The sequence below is a fragment of the Dickeya sp. ws52 genome (assembly GCF_007210685.1).
Taxonomy (GTDB): domain Bacteria; phylum Pseudomonadota; class Gammaproteobacteria; order Enterobacterales; family Enterobacteriaceae; genus Dickeya; species Dickeya chrysanthemi.
In genome coordinates, this window is sequence record NZ_SZVX01000004.1 from 242,618 (window position 1) to 265,265 (window position 22,648).

The 22,648-nt window shown below is 52.7% G+C and carries 20 protein-coding genes; all 20 read right to left on the reverse strand.

The window, feature by feature from the left end; genetic code table 11:
• Positions 1–5: 5 nt before the first annotated feature.
• The 20 genes from FDP13_RS05760 to FDP13_RS05855 all read right to left on the reverse strand — a co-directional run bounded on the left by FDP13_RS05760 (position 6) and on the right by FDP13_RS05855 (position 22,620).
• The gene (locus FDP13_RS05760) at positions 6–626 is read right to left on the reverse strand and encodes a YjbF family lipoprotein (RefSeq protein WP_304506123.1); all 621 of its coding nucleotides are present in this window, start codon (positions 624–626) and stop codon (positions 6–8) included.
• A 127-nt stretch (positions 627–753) separates the two neighbouring features.
• Positions 754–999 carry a hypothetical protein gene (locus tag FDP13_RS05765; protein ID WP_143838983.1) on the reverse strand — a complete coding sequence of 82 codons (246 nt, stop codon included), beginning with the start codon at positions 997–999 and terminating at the stop codon, positions 754–756.
• Positions 1,000–1,375: 376 nt separating this feature from the next.
• Entirely contained in the window at positions 1,376–2,782 is a 1,407-nt protein-coding gene (gene gndA / locus FDP13_RS05770) for an NADP-dependent phosphogluconate dehydrogenase (protein WP_027712663.1), read from the reverse strand.
• Positions 2,783–3,060: 278 nt separating this feature from the next.
• Complete coding sequence (locus FDP13_RS05775) at positions 3,061–3,960, reverse strand: sugar phosphate nucleotidyltransferase (RefSeq protein WP_143838984.1); 900 nt, start codon at positions 3,958–3,960, stop codon at positions 3,061–3,063.
• An 83-nt stretch (positions 3,961–4,043) separates the two neighbouring features.
• Complete coding sequence (locus FDP13_RS05780) at positions 4,044–5,210, reverse strand: nucleotide sugar dehydrogenase (RefSeq protein ID WP_143839002.1); 1,167 nt, start codon at positions 5,208–5,210, stop codon at positions 4,044–4,046.
• 196 nt (positions 5,211–5,406) lie between these two features.
• On the reverse strand, positions 5,407–6,414 hold the full coding sequence (locus FDP13_RS05785; RefSeq protein WP_143838985.1) for an NAD-dependent epimerase: 1,008 nt from the start codon (positions 6,412–6,414) through the stop codon (positions 5,407–5,409).
• Between the two features lie 106 nt (positions 6,415–6,520).
• Positions 6,521–7,894 carry a phosphomannomutase CpsG gene (gene cpsG, locus FDP13_RS05790; protein WP_143838986.1) on the reverse strand — a complete coding sequence of 458 codons (1,374 nt, stop codon included), beginning with the start codon at positions 7,892–7,894 and terminating at the stop codon, positions 6,521–6,523.
• A gap of 14 nt (positions 7,895–7,908) precedes the next feature.
• Positions 7,909–9,339, reverse strand: coding sequence for a mannose-1-phosphate guanylyltransferase/mannose-6-phosphate isomerase (locus FDP13_RS05795; protein ID WP_143838987.1), 1,431 nt, complete (start codon positions 9,337–9,339; stop codon positions 7,909–7,911).
• Positions 9,340–9,764: 425 nt separating this feature from the next.
• Entirely contained in the window at positions 9,765–10,601 is an 837-nt protein-coding gene (locus FDP13_RS05800; RefSeq protein WP_012770529.1) for a glycosyltransferase family 2 protein, read from the reverse strand.
• 176 nt (positions 10,602–10,777) lie between these two features.
• Complete coding sequence (locus tag FDP13_RS05805) at positions 10,778–12,049, reverse strand: oligosaccharide flippase family protein (protein WP_143838988.1); 1,272 nt, start codon at positions 12,047–12,049, stop codon at positions 10,778–10,780.
• Entirely contained in the window at positions 12,046–12,966 is a 921-nt protein-coding gene (locus tag FDP13_RS05810) for a glycosyltransferase family 2 protein (RefSeq protein WP_143839003.1), read from the reverse strand. Before FDP13_RS05810 ends, FDP13_RS05805 begins: the two co-directional genes overlap by 4 nt.
• Before the next feature lie 79 nt (positions 12,967–13,045).
• A complete protein-coding gene (rfbD, locus tag FDP13_RS05815; protein ID WP_143838989.1) occupies positions 13,046–13,903 on the reverse strand; it encodes a dTDP-4-dehydrorhamnose reductase in 858 nt (285 codons plus the stop codon).
• Positions 13,900–14,436 (reverse strand): dTDP-4-dehydrorhamnose 3,5-epimerase, encoded by a 537-nt coding sequence (gene rfbC, locus FDP13_RS05820; RefSeq protein ID WP_012770533.1) that lies wholly within the window; start codon positions 14,434–14,436, stop codon positions 13,900–13,902. The genes rfbD and rfbC overlap by 4 nt, the downstream gene beginning before the upstream one ends.
• A gap of 1 nt (position 14,437) precedes the next feature.
• Positions 14,438–15,307 (reverse strand): glucose-1-phosphate thymidylyltransferase RfbA, encoded by an 870-nt coding sequence (gene rfbA / locus FDP13_RS05825; protein WP_033577826.1) that lies wholly within the window; start codon positions 15,305–15,307, stop codon positions 14,438–14,440.
• Positions 15,308–15,332: 25 nt separating this feature from the next.
• Positions 15,333–16,397: a dTDP-glucose 4,6-dehydratase gene (gene rffG, locus FDP13_RS05830; RefSeq protein WP_012770535.1), complete on the reverse strand. Its 1,065-nt coding sequence runs from the start codon at positions 16,395–16,397 to the stop codon at positions 15,333–15,335.
• A 24-nt stretch (positions 16,398–16,421) separates the two neighbouring features.
• Positions 16,422–17,828 carry an undecaprenyl-phosphate glucose phosphotransferase gene (gene wcaJ, locus FDP13_RS05835; RefSeq protein ID WP_033577827.1) on the reverse strand — a complete coding sequence of 469 codons (1,407 nt, stop codon included), beginning with the start codon at positions 17,826–17,828 and terminating at the stop codon, positions 16,422–16,424.
• A gap of 25 nt (positions 17,829–17,853) precedes the next feature.
• Positions 17,854–18,771, reverse strand: coding sequence for a glycosyltransferase family 2 protein (locus tag FDP13_RS05840; RefSeq protein WP_033577828.1), 918 nt, complete (start codon positions 18,769–18,771; stop codon positions 17,854–17,856).
• 63 nt (positions 18,772–18,834) lie between these two features.
• The gene (locus FDP13_RS05845; protein WP_143838990.1) at positions 18,835–19,857 is read right to left on the reverse strand and encodes a glycosyltransferase family 1 protein; all 1,023 of its coding nucleotides are present in this window, start codon (positions 19,855–19,857) and stop codon (positions 18,835–18,837) included.
• A 110-nt stretch (positions 19,858–19,967) separates the two neighbouring features.
• Positions 19,968–21,170, reverse strand: a complete 1,203-nt coding sequence (locus tag FDP13_RS05850) for a glycosyltransferase (protein WP_143838991.1) — start codon at positions 21,168–21,170, stop codon at positions 19,968–19,970.
• Between the two features lie 301 nt (positions 21,171–21,471).
• A complete protein-coding gene (locus FDP13_RS05855; protein WP_143838992.1) occupies positions 21,472–22,620 on the reverse strand; it encodes a glycosyltransferase family 4 protein in 1,149 nt (382 codons plus the stop codon).
• Between the last annotated feature and the right edge of the window lie 28 nt (positions 22,621–22,648).

The window sequence follows — 22,648 nt, forward strand, 5'->3', positions numbered from 1 at the left end:
TGACCTTATTGACTGTATGGCTTAAGAACAGTGAGCTGCACCAGAGCCATGTTTGGCCCCATATACTGATAGCTTTGGATGACCTGACCGGAAGTCGGGTCCAGCCAGTATTGATTGGTATAGCGTTTGCCCAGTGCCGGCACGGTTACCTGCTCGTCGAAACGTACGGCTTGTCTCGGCGTGTTCAGTATCGTTAGGGTCTCTGTGCCCTTATTCTCGAATACCGATTGCAGGTCATAGCCGCCGCGCAGTACTTGCGACCAACTGACGACGGTGCGCCATTGCTTCGGGGTAGCGGGTTTCAGCAAACCGAGGCTGAGCGGGTCGGTGTCCAGTTGGGTGACCTGCTGAATGTCTTCACCCAACCCTTGCGTTTTCACCAGCCGGCCAAAATGGGTGGTCACGCTACTTTTATCCGCCGTCACCCACTGCAATTGCTGATTGTCGGCAAACGCCAGCACCACAAACACGCGCGGCGCCTTACCCACTTTTAGATACGCTGAAGCATAGGGAAGCTGCGCGACCTGTTGCGGCGTCATGCTGACGTCTTGCCTTCCCCACAACGCCAACCGAAAGTCCCGGCCCAGTTGACTGAGTTGCTGAGAACACCCTGTGAGCCCTGGCATACAGAAAACGACCACCAACATCCGAAACAAAGTTAACTCAAGGATTTTTTTCATTGTTCGGGTTCTCGCCTGAACATCCTGAAGCAGAAAAAAGGCCACCGGAGTGGCCTTGGTTATTAGCCCATCATTAACCGCGCGTTGACGTCACGGTTGAGGTGCCGGTTCCAGTGGTGCTAGTGGCAGTGCTGGTCACAGCAGAAACAAGGCCTGACACGATTGCACGACCAGACGTGTACCCATTGTGGCTTACCGACCCGCGAGCCGCGTTGAACGCCTCAACACCCGCAGTTTTGGCAGGCGGATCAGCGGCAAGCGCAGCCACAGGTAGCACGACAACAGCCAGCACCAGGGTTGCTAACGTTTTCTTCATCATTACCATTTCCTTTATTTCCCGTTAAGGACATCGGGCAAGGAGCCGCTGAGAATAAGCTCCTGCCCACGACTGGCTGAATTAATCAGCCAGGTTGGATCTTCCTCATCGCTTGTGAAGTAATTATTTCAATTTATCCTTTATGAAATAATCGCCAGCGAACAGGAAGGCTCCGAACCAAGATTCGGATAAAGAATAAGAAAAGCAAGATTGTGCGAGTAAGGAAATAAGACAAGTCGCAAGAGCGTTATATTTTCCTCATTAGTTATAATGAGATAAAATATTCTCGGAAAAGTCTTAGTTATTTACGGTGAGATATTGAGAAAGAAAAACCGGATATTTCCATCCGGTTTTGAGATAAGGAAAATATTTCAGAATATTATTCCATCCATTCGGTATGGAATACGCCTTCTTTATCAATACGTTTATAGGTATGCGCGCCGAAATAATCGCGCTGAGCCTGAATCAGATTAGCCGGTAATACCGCTGAACGATAGCTATCATAATAAGCAATCGCCGCCGAGAAGGTTGGCGTCGGGATCCCCTGTTGTACCGCATAGGACACCACATCACGCAACGCTTGCTGGTATTCGTCGGCGACCTGACGGAAGTACGGCGCCAGCAGCAGATTGGCGATGTCGGCATTTTCGGCGTAAGCATCGGTGATCGTCTGTAAGAACTGCGCACGAATAATACAACCGGCACGGAAGATCCTGGCGATTTCGCCGTAGTTCAGATTCCAGCTGTTTTCGTCAGACGCAGCTTTCAACTGAGAGAAACCCTGCGCGTAGGAGACGATTTTGCCCAGATACAGCGCGCGGCGCACTTTTTCGACGAACTCGGCTTTATCGCCGTTGAACGCCTGCGCGACCGGGCCGCTCAGCACTTTAGACGCTGCAACGCGCTGGTTTTTCAGCGAGGACAGGTAACGCGCAAATACCGACTCGGTAATCAGGGACAGCGGTTCGCCCAGATCCAGCGAGCTCTGGCTGGTCCATTTACCGGTGCCTTTGTTGGCGGCTTCATCCAGAATCACGTCGACCAGGTATTTCCCTTCTTCGTCTTTCTTGGTGAAGATATCGGCGGTGATTTCGATCAGGTAGCTGCTCAGCTCGCCCTTGTTCCACTCGGAGAAGGTGCTCGCCAGTTCTTCGTTGGAAAGCCCCAACGCCTGCTTCAGCAACGCGTAGGCTTCAGCGATCAACTGCATGTCGCCGTATTCGATGCCGTTATGCACCATTTTCACGTAGTGGCCGGCACCGTCTGCGCCAATATAGGCCACACAAGGTTCGCCTTCGGCGCGAGCAGCAATCTGCTGCAGGATAGGCGCCACCAGCTCATAGGCTTCTTTCTGGCCGCCCGGCATAATAGACGGGCCCTTCAGCGCGCCTTCCTCACCGCCGGACACGCCGGTGCCGATGAAGTTAAACCCTTCGGCAGACAGTTCACGGTTACGACGGATAGTGTCTTTATAGAACGTGTTACCGCCGTCGATCAGGATGTCGCCTTTTTCCAGATACGGTTTCAGTGACTCAATCGTTTTATCCGTCGCTTCACCCGCTTTAACCATCAACAGGATACGGCGCGGTTTTTCCAGAGATTCAACAAACTCTTCAACGGTGTAGCACGGCACCAGTTTTTTCCCCGGGTTCTCGGCAATCACCTCATCCGTTTTGTCTGCGGAACGGTTAAAGATGGAAACGGTATAGCCGCGGCTTTCAATATTGAGCGCCAGATTGCGCCCCATGACCGCCATACCGACAACGCCAATTTGCTGTTTGGACATTAAAACAACTCCTGTCTGAAGGTAACCTGCCTGCGGCTGCTTGCGCCCCAGGCAACAAAAAGCAGGCCGACATGGTAACCCAGCTAACGGCTGAGTGGGTAGTTATTGGTGCGACAAGGGATCTGGTAGGTGTTCGACCACAGAGGATAATTTTGCGCGAATCAAAAAAAACAAAAGCAATACAACAAATTATCTAACTATTAATGATTATGCTAACAATGTGCGGTAGTCAGAAAAAACCCGATAACACCAGCGTGTTATCGGGCATCAGGCACGGATTAATATTTCTCCAGCAATGCCTTGATTTTGGTTTTGAAGGCATCGCCCAGTTCCGGATTACGCAGGCCGTAGGAGACAAACGCCTGCACATAACCCATCTTCCGGCCGCAGTTGAAGCTGCGTCCCGCCATCTGAACCGCATCCACCTGCTGGGTTTTGATAAGCTCAGCGATAGCGTCGGTCAGTTGGATACGACCCCACGCGCCCGCCACGATGTTTTCCAAAATCGGCCAGGCTTCGGCAGTCAGCACATAACGGCCAACCGCCGACAAATCGGAGCCTTCCACCGGCGCCAGTTCCGGTTTCTCAATCATGGAGGTGATCGCCGACGCGTCGCCCGCCTGATTCAGCGGCTTCTCGCACTCCACGATGGAGTATTCCGGCAAGACTTCGTAAGGGCGGTGTTTTACCAGCACCTGGCTGTGGCCGGTTTCTTTAAAACGGGAAATCAGCAGCGCCAGATTGTCTTTCGACTGATCGGCGGAAGCGTCGTCCATCACCACATCCGGCAGCACCACCACAAACGGCGCGTTGCCGACAATCGGGTGAGCGCAGGACACCGCGTGCCCCAGACCCAGCGTCTGCCCCTGACGCACGTTCATGATGGTCACGCCCGGCGGGCAAATGGACTTAACTTCCGCCAGTAACTGACGTTTGGCGCGCTCTTCCAGCATCGACTCCAGCTCAAAAGAGGTATCAAAATGGTTTTCAATGGCGTTTTTAGAGGCGTGCGTCACCAGCACTATCTCTTTAATCCCCGCATTGACGCATTCGTTGACAATCTTTTCGATGACCGGCCGGTCAACCAACGGGAGCATCTCTTTTGGAATCGCTTTGGTAACCGGTAACAAGTTCATCCCTAAACCGGCAACGGGGATAATCGCTTTTAATGCTGTCATTTCGTGTTCTCTCAAAAACATGCTGCTGTTTAGCGCGACGACAAAGACCGCGTCACATTAATTTTTCTGGCGCCAGAATACACCTAATCGGCGCCGAAGAGATCGCGGGTATACACTTTTTCCATTACATCAGACAATTCCGGCGCCATTCGGTTCGACAGAATCACGTCGGACATCCGTTTAAATTCATCCAGATTATGAATCACGCGGGAGCGGAAGAATTCCGATTCTTTCAGCGCCGGCTCATACACCACCACATCGATACCTTTGGCCTTGATGCGCTTCATCACCCCCTGAATCGCGGAGGCGCGGAAATTGTCAGACCCGGTTTTCATCACCAGCCGGTAAATCCCCACCACCTTCGGATTACGCCTGATAACCGAATCGGCGATGAAATCCTTGCGGGTGGTATTGGCGTCGACAATCGCCCGAATCAGGTTGTTCGGCACCGATTCATAGTTAGCCAGCAGTTGCTTGGTATCTTTCGGCAGGCAGTAACCGCCATAACCGAACGACGGGTTGTTGTAATGCTGACCGATACGCGGATCCAACCCGACGCCTTCGATGATCTGCTTGCTATCCAGCCCCAGGGTCTGGGCATAGGTATCCAGTTCGTTAAAGTAGGCCACACGCATCGCCAGGTAGGTATTGGCGAACAGTTTGATCGCTTCGGCTTCGGTCAAACCGGTAAACAGCACCGGAATATTGGTTTTGATGGCGCCGTCCACCAACAGGCGAGCAAAACGCTCGGCACGTTCGGAACGCTCGCCCACCACGATGCGGGACGGATACAGATTGTCGTACAGCGCTCGGCCTTCACGCAGGAACTCCGGCGAGAAGATGATATTTTCGGTGCCGAACTGCTCGCGAACCTGAGCGGTATACCCCACCGGGATAGTAGATTTGATGATCATCACGGCGTCGGGATTGACCTCCAGCACCTTACCGATCACCGCTTCCACCGAGCGGGTGTTGAAGTAATTGGTTTTCGGATCGTAATCCGTCGGGGTGGCGATAATAACGAACTCCGCGCCCTGATAGGCGGACTCGGCATCCAGCGTGGCGCGAAAATTCAGCGCCGGGTTGCGCAGATAAGCTTCGATTTCCTTATCCACAATCGGGGAGATGCCTTTGTTCAGCATGTCCACTTTTTCGGCGACGATATCCACCGCGACCACTTCATTATGCTGCGCCAGCAGCATGGCGTTGGACAAGCCAACATAACCGGTACCCGCAATTGCAATTTTCATCATCTGTCCATCATCCTACCGGGTAACACACTGTACCCGTTCCAGAACACCGGCAAAGCCGCGAAGACGCCGGCCGCCTGATGCCGTCTTCCCCCTCAACCTTAGGTTGTGCACTTAGGTTGCAGATGCGTGGTTCAACATGCCGACGCAGCCCGGCACCCCGAACACGTGGGGGATTCTCTTTAATTTATTTCGTTCAGGCCTGATAGAAATCCCGATACCAGTCTACGAAAGCGCGCACCCCTTCATTCACACCGACCTGCGGCCGATAGCCTGTCACCGCAAACAAGTCGCTGGTATCGGCATAAGTCTGATAAACGTCGCCGGCCTGCATCGGCATGAAATTTTTCACCGCCTCACGCCCCAACGCCGACTCCAGCGCCGTGACAAAATCCATCAGCCGCACCGGGCTACCGTTACCGATATTGTAAAGGCGGTATGGCGCGGAACTGGTGGCCGGCGAGCCGCTTTCCACCGTCCAGTCGGCGTTACGCGTCGGGATTTGGTCCACCACACGCAGCACCCCTTCCACGATATCGGTGACATAGGTGAAATCACGCCACATGTCGCCCTGATTGTAGATATCGATCGGTTCACCAGCCAGAATGCGGCGGGTGAACTTGAACAGCGCCATATCCGGACGTCCCCACGGCCCATATACCGTGAAAAAGCGCAAACCGGTGGTCGGCAGGTCGTACAGGTGCGAATAGGAGTGCGCCATCAGTTCATTGGATTTCTTGGTCGCGGCGTACAGCGAGATCGGATGATCGGTCGAATCGGCGGTGGCGAACGGCGTTTTGCCGTTCAGCCCGTACACCGAGCTGGAAGAGGCGTAAATCAGGTGACCGACGCCGTTATGACGGCACCCTTCCAGCACATTCAGATGTCCGATCAGATTGCTTTGTGCATACACCATCGGGTTTTCCAACGAATAACGCACCCCGGCCTGCGCGGCGAGGTGGATAACGCGCTCGAATTTTTCCGCCGCGAACAACGCCGCCATCGCCTGGCTATCCGCAATATCTATCCGCTCGAAATGGAAACCGGACAGCGCGCGCAGTTTCGCCAGACGCGCTTCCTTGAGCGATACCTCGTAGTAACTATTGAGGTTATCGATCCCCACCACCGTATGCCCGGCGGCGCAGAGTGACTGACAGGCATAGAAGCCGATGAAGCCGGCCGCGCCGGTAACAAGAAATTTCATTCAGGAACTCTTAATGTGACTTGAATGGCGGAGATAATACCATTCACCGCCTTAATTCAGCACCCGCTAACCACGGAAAACATGCGAGAGAGTGCCAGAAATCACCTCAACATTGACGCAACAGCGCCAGAATCGTTCGGGTTTTCTCCTCCATTAACCGGACATTCTGCCGTGATTCGACGTTAAGGCGCACCACCGGTTCCGTGTTGGAACTGCGCAAGTTAAAACGCCAGTCGGCGAATGTCAGGCTAATACCATCGGTTTCATCCACCGTCAGCGCCTGCGGTTCTAAGGCGGCACGCACACGCGCAATCGCCGCGACCGGATCGGTCAACAGAGAATTGATCTCTCCGGAAGCCGGATAAGCCTGCATACGTTCGCTCACCAGTTGCGACAGGGATTGTCCACGTACGCTAATCAATTCCGCCACCAGCAACCACGGGATCATGCCGGAGTCGCAGTAGGCGAACGAGCGGAAGTAGTGATGTGCGCTCATTTCACCGCCATACACGGCGTCTTCCTTACGCATCCGCTCTTTGATAAAGGCGTGTCCGGTCTTCGACATCACCGGATTACCGCCCTGGCGGGTGACGATATCTACCGTATTCCAGGTCAGGCGCGGATCGTGAATGATGGTGGCGCCCGGTGCTTTATTCAGGAAAGCCTCCGCCAGCAGCCCGACAATGTAGTACCCCTCGATGAACCGCCCTTGATGGTCGAACAGGAAACAACGGTCGAAATCGCCGTCAAACGCCACCCCGAAATCCGCCTGATGTTCCCGTACCGCGCGGGCGGTATCCGCCCGACACTCATGCAGCAACGGATTAGGAATGCCATTGGGAAACGTCCCATCCGGTTGGTGATGGAGCTTGATAAAGGTCAGCGGCGCGCCGTGGCGACATAGCGCCTCTTCCAGCGCATCCACCACGTGACCGGCGGCGCCGTTACCGCTATTGATGACAATTTTCATCGGCGTCAGGTTACGCGGATTAATGTACGACATCAGGTGCTCGACATACGGCCGCAATACCGCCAGCGTTTCATAACGCCCACGGTGATGCGGGTCTGCCGGTACGAAGCGGTTTTCCTCCGCCCGCCGTTGGATATCTTTCAGACCGCTGTCGCCGCTGATGGGTTGGGACCCCGCGCGCACCAGCTTCATACCGTTATAATTAATCGGGTTGTGGCTGGCGGTGACTTCGATGCCGCCGTCCATGCCAAAGTGGAAGGTCGCGAAGTAGACCTCCTCCGTGCCGGACAAACCGATGTCGTAGACATCGACCCCGGCATCGCGCAGGCCATCAGCCAGCGCGCGTTTTAACGATTCGCTGGTGAGCCGGATATCGCCCCCCACGACGACGCGCCGGGGTTGAATCACCTCGGCGTAAGCCCGGCCGATGCGGTAAGCAATCTCTTCATTGAGCTCGGCGCCCAGCTCGCCGCGAATATCATAGGCTTTAAAGCAGGTTAATGCGGACATCGCTCCTTCTCCCTTCATACCCGACCATAGCGGTCATGCAAGCGGACGATATCGTCCTCTTCCAGATAGCGTCCTGAACGTACTTCAATCATCACAAGGTCAATCAACCCGGGGTTTTCCAGCGTGTGTACTGCGCCTGGCTGAATAAACGTGGATTGGTTTTCCGACAGAAAATAGGTGTTGTCATCGACCTGAACCCTGGCGGTGCCGGACAGCACGATCCAATGCTCCGCACGGTGAAAATGCTGCTGCAACGATAATCCCTGCCCCGGGCGCACGGTGAGTTTCTTCACCTGATAGTGCTCGCCGGCGTCGATATTGCGGCTCTTACCCCAGGGGCGGAACGACTCGGTATGGTCGCGAAACTGGTGTCGGTTCTGTGCTTTCAGGCATTCCACGATCTTTTTGACGTCCTGCGCCCGATCTTTGGCCGCGACCAGCAAGGCATCCCCGGTGTTGACGATAATGGCGTCATCTATGCCGATGGTGGCGACCAATGATGAAGAGGAGGCGGAAACATAGTTGTTATGACTATCCAGCGCGATGACATCCCCCAGCGTCACGTTACCCTGCGCATCTTTCTCCGATACCTCCCACAGCGACGACCACGACCCGACATCGCTCCAGCCGGCATCGAAAGCGATCACCACCGCGTCGCGGGTTTTTTCCATTACGGCGTAATCGATGGAATCACTCGGGCAATCCATAAACGCACGCGACTCGACGCGGATAAAATCCATATCACGCTGGCTGCGCGCCATGGCTACGCGGGTCAGTTCGTAAATATCCGGCTGATTTTTTTGCAGTTCATCGAGGTACTTGGCGGCACGAAACAGAAACATGCCGCTGTTCCAGCAATAATCACCGGATTTGAGGTAATGCTCGGCGGTGGCCAGATCCGGTTTTTCCACGAATTCATCAACCGTAAATCCGCCGTCGGACAACGACGCACCGGTCTTGATATAGCCATAACCGGTCTCCGGCGTGGTCGGGACGATGCCAAAAGTCACCAATTTGTTTTCATAGGCATACGGCAGCGCCTGCTGAATGGCCTGATGGAAGTTCCCGGTTTTCTTGATCAGATGGTCGGCCGCCAACACCAGCAATAGGCTGTCGGGGTCGGTTTTCACGCTCAGATGGGCTGCCAGCGCAATAGCCGGCGCGGTATTGCGCCCAACCGGCTCCAGAATAATATTGCTCCCCAGTTGCTGTTGTTCGCGCAACTGCTCGGCGACCAGAAAACGGTGATCCTCATTGCAGATGACCAACGGGCGCTGCGTCGTGAGAAACGGTAACCCCTGTAATCGCGCCAACGTATTTTGCAGCAGGCTGTAACGGCCCTCATCGCCCAATGGCAAAAACTGTTTGGGAAATAATTCCCGGGATAACGGCCATAACCGGCTGCCGCTGCCGCCGGCCATAATGACAGGAATAATATTGGACATAATCGCACCTTGATGAATAGGGTGGCATACCCGTCATACTTCAAATCGCAGGGTATTGCCCCTGTCATCTGAATTATTTGGAGTGAGTGGATTTTATTTAGGAATAAAAAAATAAGATAAAGTCAGTCGGTTTTATGATTCGACAATTATCAAAAATAAAAATCTGGCAAATCGACAGCATGACGATCATCGATAAAAACCACATCGATAAAAACTATACCCAAAATAATTCGAGTTGCAGGCAGGCGGCAATCGAGCGACAAATTCGTCGGGAACGAATTTGACCAGCCAAAGGCTGGCCTCTGGTGAGAGACAGGATGTCTCTCATTTCATCCCCAGGAGCTTACATAAGTAAGTGACTGGGGTGAGTAAGGGCAGCCAACGCACCTGCAACGTGAAGTATGAAGGGTATACATCGATAAAAACTAACTACAGCGCGGATGCTTACCACGAAAAAATGCCTGCATGGTAACCACAACCGTTTTAAACCGTAAGCGAATGAATTGTTTTAACAACCGCCAGCCAAGATGGTAATACAAATGAAATTGAGGGTAACGGCGGGCGGAAATCGCCAGGTCGATCAGATTTTCCGCGATGCGAAACTCGCTTTCTTTTTTTTCAGATCGGGAAAGGCCATGCTCCAGATAGCAACTGCTTTTCAATACAAATTTTTCGCCGCCGGCGCTGAGGCGATGAATACGGCGGAACACGCTGACATCCACCCCGTATAACGCATAGTTTTCATCAAACAGCGACAGGTTATGGCGCTCAAAAACATCCCGGAGTCGACGGTGGATGATCAACCCGGAACCGATAGAAAACGCAGTTGCCGGGTCCAAGTCCTGATAATTGAGCACAATTTCCCCTTTTGATACCGGATAATAGGTTTTGTAATTAATACTGGAGATAATCCGTGGGCACTCGATATCCGCCTGCGTATGTTCTACTGCAAACCAGAATGATTCGTTAATGGTGGTATCATCATCCAAAATAACCCACCGTTCCACCTGTAAATTATTCGCGACAAATTGATTATATACCTGACTCAACGGTTTGTTTTCCAGACAATTAACCAACTCAACCTGTTCATAAATGGTTTTCAGACGAAGAAAGAAGCTGTCCTCTTCAGATATACGAAAAGGACCATTATTATGAATAGTAAGTTTAATCTGTTTAAACGGATGTTGAATCAGCGTCTGCAAGGTTGTGGACGATTCCAGTCCCTTATTATACAACACCACCAGAATTGCATTTTTAATCATGACGTTCTCTCCTGGGAAAACAGGGTTGCAGTGACGATTCCATTCTGATGCCCGGCATTATCGCTGTATTATCCCTTTCATATTTCAGGTTACAGGTGTGTTGGCTGCATGACTTGAATTATTCAGCAGCGACCTCGAATGCCGGCACCGTATCGGCTTTATGTTCAGTATTGCTATTATTCAGGCATCCCTGACATTCGGGTACCCAAAATATTTTTTTTCATTACCATAAAAAAGAAGATCACCGTAATGATGAACTCCGTCGCCCCGACCGCAACGGCCACACCATACATGCCCCACCATTGCGTAAAGAAAAACAGATAAGAGCAATGGCACAGCAGGCCGATGAAATAGACCCGCTTCAAATACACGCTCAATCCGGCGGGAATAATGATCAAGTTAACCAGAATAATCGACAACGAGATCACAAACTGCGTGACAATCATGATGGTCAGCAGGTGACTAATATCGTACTCCTTGCCGAACACCCAGTGTATCAACGGCGCCCCCATCAGCAGATTGCCCAAAAACGCGCTGGCGGTCAGCAATGAAAACATCGTGAGTACCTTCATCAGCTGCGCGCGAATAGCGCTGTACGCCAGCCGGTTGTACAAACTGCAAATATGACTGAAATTGCCTTGTACTATCGGGTTATACAATTGGCGCAATACCGATGCCAGCCTATCCGCCACCGCATAATGACCGAGCGCGGCGTCGCCGAACATAAATTTGATCACCACAGGATTCAGATAAGTGAATCCCAACGTGAACAATGAGGCGGAAAAATTGTGAAAACTTTCCCTGATTTCGGCCATCACCCCGTGCAGATTGATGCCCGCCAACCGCCAGCGTATCGATTCACGGCGCTGCAAGTGGTATTGAATCACCAGCCCGACCAACACCGGTGGGAACAGTTGGATAATCGCCGCCAGATAAATATCCGCCGGTGAACTGACCAACAGGAAAATCAACCCCAGCGCCAGTATGCGGAAAATCAGGTTCAGAATAGCCAGATGGGAGTTTTTCCCCATCCCCTGAAATAACCAGGCAGCCGACAGCAATGAACTCAACGACGACACCAGGCCGATAAAGAACAGGATGGCGTCCGTTTCCGACTGCGCCGTCAGCAGGTCCACAATGGTTCCCAACACCATCACCAACACCAACAGTATGGCTTTGGCGCATTGCACATTCGAGTACAGGGCATTAATGGCGGCGATGTCGCCGGCCTGGGCGCTGACTTTTCTGGCCGCAGAAAAGTTAAAACCAAAATCGACAATAAATAACGCGATAAAGCTGATGGATTGCGCGTAACTGAGTTTGCCGAAAAACTCCGCGCCCAGCACTCTGGCAAGATAGGGAAAGGTCGCCAGCGGCAACAGCATATTGGAAATCTGGATAATATAGAGATAGATAACCTCGCGCTTTATTGCCTTTTTATCACTCATACCATCCACCAGATCGCACAACTCAGTAGTTTTCGCTCGCCGTTGTGGGCTCGCCGCATCAGCGACAGCTTGCTTAACATGCCGGCTTCTCCGCGGATCACGCGCAGAAAATCGGTATGTTCGGACGGATGCTGCTGACAAAAATGCGTCAGGGCGTTCAACATGGTGCGGCTGTGCCGCCGGGTCACCGAATAACTCCTCAGACACAGCACGCTATCCGGCAACAGGCGCTTTCGCAGAATACCGGGCGCGCCGACGGTATTATTGCCATGCTGGCGGTACTTAATCAGCGGCTTATCGATATAGGCTATCTTCCCGCTATGAGCGGCGATTATCGCAATCCACCAGTCGTGCATACGAATATCGTCCGGCATCGGTTCTATCAGTTGTTTTAAGGCACGATTGAACAGCATGGCGCAACCCGGGATATGATTGCTGACGACGAAATCCTCCGGCTGGCGAGCTGCCGACGATTTAATGGAGGCGCGATAAAAGGAGGGAAACAGCGGCCCCAACACCGTATCCACGATCTCCAGATCGGAAAATGCCAGTACCGGCGTTTCCCGGCCCTGTTCATGAGATTTGACCTCATGCAGCAGCAGCTCCAGCTTCTCCGGCACCCAATAATCATCCTGGTCGCACAGGGCAATATAGTTATCTTCGCAGCAGGCAATCGCGCGACGGAAATTTTTCATTGCCCCCAAACCGCCGTTGCCAGGATAAATACGGATTTTACCCTGCTGATAAAGCTCATGACTCCGCACCACCTCCAGCGTGTTATCACGGGAACCGTCGTCACACACATGAATGATAACGTCCTGATGCGTCTGATGCTGGATGGAATCCAGTTGTTGTCTGATATAGCGCCCACCGTTATAGGTGGCCAACGCGATACTGATCCGATCGTGACCTGTCATCTCTGCCAACCGAAGATAAGGAAATACGGGAATGATGTGCGGTAAATCCATCAACAGGATTTACCGCGCCTGATAATCATCAGACCAATTTGGGAATGATCACGCTCAATGCCGCCCGCCAGGCGGATGGCGATATGCCTAAACGGGCGATTTTAGTGCAATTCAAGGTAGAATACGCCGGCCGCGCTGCCGGCGTCGGGTATTGCTCGGTGGTGATCGCATTCACCGTCGGCACGTGGCTCAATAGCTGTTGCTTATCGGCCACGGCGAAGATCGCATCGGCAAACGCGTGCCACGACACTTCTTCATCGCCGCAGAAGTGATACAACCCCCCTTCCGCCTGCTGCTGCAACACGCCGATGATGGCGTCGGCGATATCGCCGGCATAGGTCGGACAACCACGCTGATCGGCCACCACGCCAAGGCTATCCCGCTCGCGGCCCAGCCGCAGCATGGTTTTGACGAAGTTGTTGCCGTACTCGCTGAATACCCAGGCCGTACGCACAATCTGCGCGGCCGGGTTCACCTTTAATACCGCCCGTTCGCCATCCAGCTTGGTCTGACCGTACACGCCCAGCGGGTGGGTAGCGTCGGTTTCGATGTAGGGACGGGTCGCCGTACCATCAAACACATAATCAGTGGACACGTGGATAAAACGCGCGCCTTGCTGACGCGCAGCCCGAGCCAGATATTCCGGCCCGGCGACATTGATGCGCGCCGCCAGTTCGGGTTCCGATTCCGCCTTGTCCACCGCGGTATAGGCCGCGGCGTTAACAATCGCATCCGGTTGCCAGGATGCCACCGTCGCCTGCACTTGCGCTTCATCAGTGATATCCAGCGAATCGGTATCCGTTGCCAGTACCGACCACCCTTGCGGCAACCGATCCTGAAAGCAACGACCTAACTGACCGTTAGCACCGGTTAACAACACTTTCATGCCCATAGCTCCTTAAATGTTTTACCTTTGCTATCTTTTTCCGATAACAAAGGCGAGGCGATCGGCCAATCGATGCCGATATCCGGATCATTCCATAACAGGCACCCTTCGTGAGCCGGGTTGTAGTAGTCGGTGCACTTGTACTCGAAATCCGCCAGGTCGGAGAGCACCACAAAACCGTGCGCCAGACCGGGCGGGATCCAGAACTGGGCCTTATTCTCCTCCGACAGGAGAACCCCTTCCCAGCGACCGTATGTCGCCGAGTCGGGCCGAATATCCACCACGACGTCAAACACTTCGCCACGCACCACGCGCACCAGTTTCCCTTGCGGATTGACGGTCTGAAAATGCAGCCCGCGCAACACGCCTCTGGCCGAACGGGAGTGGTTGTCTTGCACAAAATCCAGGTCGATATCCAGCATCTCCTGGTAGCGCTTTTTCTCAAACGTTTCCAGAAAAAAGCCCCGTGCATCGCCAAAGACCTTAGGTTGGATGATTTTGACGCCCTGAATGGCGGTATCACGAACTTGCATATCACATCCCCGTTAATAACTGGGCCAGATACTGGCCATAATGGGTTTTAGCCAGATAACGGGCTTCATCCGCCACCTGTTCACGCGTCAGCCAGCCTTTGCGGAACGCGATTTCCTCCAGACAGGCGACCTTGAAGCCCTGACGTTTCTCGATAGTGCTGATGAACTGGGAAGCCTCCAGCAGGCTGTCGTGGGTGCCGGTATCCAACCAGGCAAAACCACGCCCCAGCACTTCCACATTCAGGTTTCCCTGTTGCAGGTACATTTCATTGAGCGTGGTGATTTCCAGCTCGCCGCGAGCGGAAGGTTTCACCTGCTTAGCCATTTCCACCACGTGTCGGTCGTAGAAATAGAGCCCGGTTACCGCCCAGTTGGACTTCGGATTGCTGGGTTTTTCTTCCAGCGAGATAGCCTGATTGTTTTTATCGAACTCCACTACGCCGAAACGCTCAGGGTCCATCACCTGATAACCGAAAACGGTAGCGCCTTCGGTGCGGGCGGCGACGCTTTCCAATTTTTTACCAAAACTCTGACCAAAAAAGATGTTGTCGCCCAGCACCAGCGCACACTGATCGCCGTTGATGAAGGTTTCGCCAATCAGAAACGCTTGCGCCAAACCATCCGGCGACGGCTGCTCGGCGTAACAGAGATTAACTCCAAACCGACTGCCGTTGCCCAGCAGCCGACGATATGCGGGCAGGTCGTCCGGCGTGGAAATGATCAAAATATCCCGGATACCGGCCAGCATCAGTACCGAAATCGGATAGTAAATCATCGGCTTGTCGTAAATGGGCAACAGTTGCTTCGATACCCCGCGGGTAATCGGATACAGTCGCGTTCCGGAACCGCCTGCCAGTACAATGCCTTTCATTGAACTTTCCTTAACTAGAATACGATTAAAGGGGTAAACCTAAGCGTTCACCGGTATAGGAGCCATCCTTAACGCTACGCCACCAGATCTCGTTCGCCAGATACCATTCCACTGTCTTACGAATGCCGGACTCAAAGGTTTCCAGCGGCTTCCAACCCAGTTCGCGGTAGATTTTCGACGCGTCGATCGCATAACGCAGATCGTGCCCCGGTCTGTCGGTTACATGGGTGATAAGCTCGGCGTAATGGCGGATGCCGGCCGGTTTCTCCGGTCTCAGCTCATCCAGCAACGCACAGATGGTTTGTACCACTTCAATATTTTTCCGCTCGTTATGCCCACCGATGTTGTACGTTTCCCCAACTTCGCCGCTGGTCACGACGGTGTAAAGCGCCCGGGCGTGATCCTCGACGTACAACCAATCCCGAATCTGGTTGCCTTCGCCGTAAACCGGCAGCGGTTTGCCTTCCAGCGCATTGAGGATCATCAATGGGATCAACTTTTCCGGAAAATGATACGGCCCGTAATTATTGGAACAGTTGGTCACCAGCGTCGGCAAACCGTAGGTTCGAAGCCAGGCGCGCACCAGATGATCGCTGGCGGCTTTGGAGGCGGAATACGGGCTGCTCGGCGAATAGGGCGTGGTTTCGGTAAACAGATCGTCGGTGCCGTGCAGATCACCGTAGACCTCATCCGTCGAAATATGGTGGAAACGAAATGCCGTCTTACGCGCTTGCGGCAACGCCGACCAGTACTGTCGCGCGGCTTCCAGCAAGGTGTAAGTCCCGGTGATATTGGTTTCAATAAAGGCGGATGGACCGTCAATAGAACGATCAACGTGGCTTTCCGCCGCCAGATGCATCACCACATCCGGCTGAAAGGTCGTAAACACGCGATCCAGCCCAGCCCGGTCGCAGATGTTGACTTTCTCAAACAAAAAACGGGGATCGGCCGCCACCTCTTTCAACGACGCCAGATTGCCGGCATAGGTCAGACAATCCACCACCATGACCCGGTCCTGCGTATGCTGAATGATATGACGCACCACGGCTGAACCAATAAACCCAGCCCCACCCGTTACCAGAATATTCATGAATAATGACCTTTCAGAAATGAGTTAATACGCTGATTTTCCCACAAATCCCTTGAAAATCGTCAGAAAGATGATCTTGATATCCAGCCAGACGCTCCAGTTTTCGATATAGAAAAGATCGCACTCCACCCGCTTTTCCATCTTCTCCAGCGTGTCGGTTTCACCGCGCCAGCCGTTAATCTGAGCCCAACCGGTGATACCCGGCTTCATTTTGTGCCGCAGCATATAACCCTTGATCAGCTTGCGATACTGTTCGTTATGGGCCACGGCATGAGGACGAGGCCCGACTATCGACATTTCGCCGCGGATCACATTAATGAATTGCGGCAATTCATCCAGCGATGTGCGGCGTAAAAACGCGCCTACCGGCGTGATACGCTTATCGCCCTTACTGGCCTGAATCACGGTGTCGCCGTTTTCCATCACCGTCATACTGCGAAATTTCCACACTTCTATCGCTTTGCCGTCCATGCCATAACGCGTCTGCCGGAAAATCACCGGCCCTTTGGAGGTCAGCTTGACCAACAACGCAATACCCAATAACAGCGGGGAAATCAGCACAGTAATCACCGACGCGACCACGATATCTTCCAGCCGTTTGAGCAAGCGGTTCACACCGCTCATCGGCGAGTCATACAACGACACCACCGGAATGCCGTTGATGATGTCGCTGCGCGATTGCAGCACATTGAACGTCAGGATATCCGGCACCAGCATGACGGTGCAGGTGGTATCCGCCAGTTCCGACATCAGATGGTGGATAAGCTCAGCTTCCTGCAACGAGAACGCAATATAAATCTTATCCAAATCCCCTTTACGAGCCCGTCGTACCAGTTCCTCCACATCACCCAGACAACGCACGCCATTGCGCTCATAGCTGTACTGAAACTGGCTATTTTCAGAAAAATAACCCATGATGCTCAGCCCCAGCCAGGGTGCCTGTTTAATGCTTTCCGCCAGATAAGGCCCGGCAGGTTGCGCGCCAATAAACGCCACGTTGACTTTGTTGTAACCCAATTTTCGCAAATATTGTATCACGACCCGAATCAGGGTGCGTGATATCACAAATCCCACTATGGTAAATAAAAACCAAACCGCATGAAAATGATAACCAATATATTGATTCGGCACTAAAGATAAAATACCCGCGCCAAACGTAATGCTGAGCCCCCAATTAATAATCAACGTACGAATTTCCGTATAAAGCCCCACTCCGCGCCACGAACGATAAAAATGAGTGAAACCCGCCAACAATTGAAAAACAGAAAAGCTAATCAACGCGATTAAATAAGACGCTGTTGATATCTCTTTTTTTGTTACCAGACATGCCAATATTACGCTGATAAAGATTACCGTCATATCAGAAAAACGCTGAAATACTGAAACCAGCGAGGGAATCGCATAAACTACACTTTCTTTCTTCCTGACCATAGTCGTTCACCTATACACGTAGAGATTATTGCCAGAATCTTTTATGCATACTCAGTTTCCTGATTAAGCCCTGAGGTATTTTTTGATAATGCTGCCCTAATTTATATCCCGCAATTTTCAGGGCATTGTGCACACAAGCACGAGGTATCCACCGATAGTGATTTTCTTTCATCAGATAACGGAGCTCGGAGAAAATAAATCGTGTTCCTTCACCGCCAGCACCGCCAAATTCCTCCCTAATCCATTTTTCATCGCAATGAAATACACCGATATCAAAATAACGTTTGAACTCTTCCACCGGCGTGTAATTGTGCGAATGCTTAACCGCCGCCTCCGCCACATACGCCACCCGATATCCCGCCAGTACCGCCAGTGCCGCCAGATACATATCCTCGCTAAGGATCGTGTCGGACGGAAACCCGCCCAACCGGCGAAATACCTTCGCCCGATAGGCCGCAAACGAATTCGAGGTAAACACCGTTTTAATGCCGTAGAGCGGCTTATCGCTGATCCCCATCACATAGCTGCGGGTACTGTAGTTGAAGCCGCGAGCATGGCGCGCCAACGGATTTGCATCGTCATGGGGTAACTGGCGGCCATAGGCGACCGCGACCTGTTCGTCGTCGAACGCCGACACGATCTTGCGAATAAAATCGGCCTGGGGAATCGCGTCCTGAGTCAGAAATACCACGACGTCGCCGTCGCTCATTTCCACCCCGAGATTACGCGTACCACCGTGGTTGAATTCAGCCGATGTAATCGTGCGGCAACGAAAACCGTAGCGCGCCGCCACATCACGCGAGTTATCCCGCGACGATGAATCAATCACCAGCACCTGCTGTGGCGACAGTTGCTCCGCAACCAGGCAGTCATGCAGCGCGGCTGCACACTGTTCCCAGATCTTGCCGCCGTTATAAACCGGAACCACAAAATTGACGTTCATATCGTTTCTCTTGCACACCTGAAAAGTGAAAAAACTGTCGATTTCGTTACGCCGTACGCGGCTTTAGCGCTCCAGTACACGTAACGTTTCAGATGCACATCGCTTCCATGTCAGCGATCGGGCGAACGCCTCTCCCTTCTCCCGCATCCCAACCGGCCCCTGACCGTTCACCAGTTGATGAATGCCTTCGGCGATAGACTCCACCGACAGCGGATCAACTAAAATCGCCCGCTGTTCACACAGTTCCTTCATCGAGGAGGAATCGCTGGTCAATACCGGCAGCCCGTAGCTCATCGCCTCCAGCGGCGGTAATCCAAAGCCTTCATACATCGAGGGGTAGCAAAACCCGCGCGCATGTCGGTACAAACTCACCAGTTCGTCATCGCTGACATGACCGGTAAACGTCACGGCATCGTTGTCGGCCAGTGCCGCGGACCCGTCATCGCCAAAAACCCGCATCACCCCTTTCTTACCCACGATCACCAGCCGAATGTCGCTCCCACTTTCCTGCCTGAATCGTAAGAATGCGTTAATAAGTCGAGGAATATTCTTACGCGGCTCCAGTGACCCCACCGACAGTAAGTACTCTGCATCGATGATCGGCTTGCCGCTCTGCGCCGTTCCCGTCGTGGAATCAGATTGCACGTCCACCCCGTTGTAAATGACCGACACTTTGCTTGCCGGCACCCGTAGATGGTGCATGATGCGTTCCTTGGAAAACTCGGAAATGGTAATGATGTGATCCACTTTTTTCGCCAGACGCGGCTGCATAAATTGATACCAGGCAACGAACTTTTTATTCAGCCATTCCGGATGATCAAAAGGCACGGTATCGTGAATAGTGACAATCTGTTTTTTAATCAGGAGCGGCCCGGTATTACAGGGCGACCACAATATCTCCCTTGAAGCCATTTTTCGCGGTAATAAAAACTGCTCCCATAAATGTCCTTTCATCCCATAGATATTATTTTCAGGTTGTATTGGCTCCACCCTGACACCCACAGCGGAAATATAATCAACAATCTTTCTGGTATAACGTTGCACACCGGTAGTATGCCCCAGCAAATTACGTGTATTCACATACATGAATGACATCCCCTTCCGGTTACATCGGATGATGTAACCGTTCAAATAAAAGAAAATGATTATTTTTGGGATTCCTTCTCCAAAAACCTGCCAATCAACACTTTACGAGTTTATTTTTCCCCTTTTGCAGGCGATAAATTATGCCCATAGCATTCAGGCATCAGCATTTTCACATAAACCTTTTCAAATTCTCCGGCAATGATATCCGGCGTAAAAGAATTCACTATTTCCGGGCTGAGTGGTTGTAACGGTTTTCTGATAACCTCTTCCAGCGAACAGGTTTCCATGAAATAAATATTCGGCAATAAGGTCGATAATTCACTGACCGCCCCCATCCGGTTAGTCAGTACACGTTTGCCATAAAAGAGACTTTCCACCAGCACCCGGCCGAACGGTTCATGCCATTTCACCGGCAATACCACAATATCCACCTGCCCCATGAACGCTTCCAGGCTGGCAAAACCCAACAGCGTCACGCCGCTGCTTGTCGCCTCTTCCACCAACGGATTACCCTGGGTGATGCGCCCTGCCGCGTAAAAGGCATAATCCGGATGATGGCGATAATGCCGCGCCAGCAGGCAAAATTCGTCAAATCCCTTATCTTCCGCCAGCTTGCCGATAAAACCGATACGCCAGCGTTTTCCGTTGCTCGTGGCCGCGGCTGCCGGTTCGGCGTCCTGCACTGCAGGCAGCACAATGTCATAAATAAATGACTGGTGTACGCCGGGAAAAAAGCCAGCCTGACGATGGCGTTCTAAAATAAACTGGCTAATCCCTACATAACCGTCCACCAGACGGCTGTACCGTCGTTTCAGAGCAGACAGCAGACGAATACTCAGTGCGTTCGGCTCCTGATTTCGGCCGCGGCTAAATAACGTCGCATTATGGTGGAACAGATAATAATCCCGGCTGGTGTGCAGAATCTTCACGCCGCAGGCTTTCGCCGCCGACCAGGCCGATACGGAAAACCCGGCGATATTGTTGGTATGCACCAGGTCAGGTGCAAACTCCCGGATAACCTCCATCACCACGGTGCGCATCTCGACGTTGTAATAATCTTTCAGATGCCACCGCGCCTTCTGGTAAAAAGACTTTTTTTCACCATCAAACGGCCAGTAATCGTTCGCCAGCGGCACATAACACACGGCAACGCCATTGATGACGTCGTCGCTGCGCTGCCTTTCCGGCGTCAGGCACAGTACCTGTACCTGATGGTGTCGCCGTACCAGTGCTTCCGCCATTAACTGCACGGACACTTCGGCGCCCCCCACCTTGTACGGGTGATACAGCGTGTTGATAATCAGAATTCGCATAGAGAGTTGTCCCTGGCAATTACGGGGTGCCTCGTTCAGGCACCAGGCGCGACGTCCGCCCTCTCCGCATTAAGTTAATAGTGATAATAATCAAAGTGATAGCCATACTAACCCAGAGCATATAAAGCAATGCGTTACAGACCACATCCTTGATTACGACACTATGACTACCAGTGCGGCTTATGCGTTTCCCTCTTTCAGTTCCTACCGTTCAACCAGCGAAATCGCCGATTATCGGTATCAACGACTCAACACGGCCCACCTCATCCTGAGTGAAACGGGCCTGAATAACGTGTCCGTATCAGGCGCCAAGTACGTTGCGGTAAGCCTGCTCGTACTCCTGAGCAACCCGGCCGGGGGTAAAATGCGCCAGCATATCGGGACAAAGCGGCTCGGCACACGCATCCACGTTGTCTACCGAGATGTCTTCCATAAAGTAAATATTCGGCAACATCGCGGCCAGCTCGTCGATGCCGCCCATGCGGTTGGTTAAGACCACTTTTCCATGGAATATGCTTTCCACCACCACCCGACCAAATGGTTCATGCCATTTCACCGGCAGCACCACTACATCGACCTGCTGCATAAACGCTTCCAGGCTGACAAACCCCAGCAGCGTCACGCCGCACCGGCGAGCTTCCTCAACCAACGGGTTATCCTGCGTGATGCGGCCTGCGGCATAAAAAACATAGTCGGGCCGATGCTGGTAATGCCGGGCCAGTGCGCAAAAGTCATCAAATCCTTTCTCTGACGAAAGTTTGCCAATAAAGCCAATGCGCCTGACTCCCGTGTTGGTCGCTGGGTTTTCTCCACCACACTCGACGGTCGGCACCGTGTTATAGATGAAGGAATGATGAGCGCGGGGAAAGAAACCGGCATCCCGATGCATCTCGCAGATAAATCGGCTGATACCGACATAACCGTCCACCAGCCGGCTCAGGCGTTTTTTCATCATCGACATCAGACGAATGCAGACAGCATCGGGATCCTGGTTCTGCCCGCGGGCGAACAGGGTTGCATTATGATGAAACAGGTAATAATCCCGGCTGGTATGCAGAATTTTCACCCCACACGCTTTTGCCGCCGACCAGGCGGATACCGAAAAACCGGCAAGATTATTGGTATGCACGATATCGGGTGAAAACGCCTGAACTTCACGCATGACCGCCTTACGCATATCGCGATTGTAGTAATCCTTTAGGTGCCAACGCATTTTCTGAGCGGCGGAGCGCGTTTTACCGTCAAACGGCCAGTAGTGGTTCGCCAACGGCAGATAACACACCCCGACGCCACCAATCAGCTGCTCGCTGCGCTGTGTATCCGGCGTCAGGCAGAGCACCCGCACCTGATGCCCGCACTGTACCAGTGCTTCAGCCAACAGTTGGACTGAAACTTCAGCACCTCCAACTTTATATGGATGATATAAAGTATTGATAATCATAACCTTCATACTGGCTGTCCTTATTTTTACTCTTTTA